1 protein-coding gene is annotated in these 436 nt (G+C 63.3%); it reads right to left on the bottom strand.

Features of this window, described 5'->3' with window-relative positions; all coding sequences use genetic code 11:
• Positions 1 to 436, bottom strand: a 436-nt coding sequence (locus tag C7G61_RS43495) for a UvrD-helicase domain-containing protein (RefSeq protein ID WP_190242301.1), incomplete at both ends; no start/stop codon positions are given.

Below are 436 nucleotides of genomic sequence, written 5' to 3' on the forward strand. Positions count from 1 at the left end.
CCGGTCTTCGATCTCGCGCATCTGGGCGGAGATGCGCACCAGGATCGCGATCTCAGAGAGCGAGTGCTTCTTGGAATGCAGGGCCTCGATTTCCTCGCCGATAAGACGCGCCTCGTCCTCGGAATCCCAGGCGCCGGTGATCGTCACCTTTTCACCCGGCTCGTCTTCCGTGCGCAGGGTCTTGCCGAGGCGGCCCTGGTTCTTGGCGATGAGCCCGGATGCGGCGGAGAGGATATGGCCGGTAGAGCGGTAATTGCGCTCCAGGCGGATCACGGTGGCGCCGGGAAAGTCGTGCTCGAAGCGCAGGATGTTGTCGACTTCTGCACCGCGCCAGCCATAGATCGACTGGTCGTCGTCGCCGACGCAGCACAAGTTCTTGCGCGCCTGGGCAAGGAGCCTGAGCCAGAGATACTGGGCGACGTTGGTGTCCTGATAC

It is taken from the genome of Bradyrhizobium algeriense, from assembly GCF_003062295.1.
GTDB lineage: Bacteria > Pseudomonadota > Alphaproteobacteria > Rhizobiales > Xanthobacteraceae > Bradyrhizobium > Bradyrhizobium algeriense.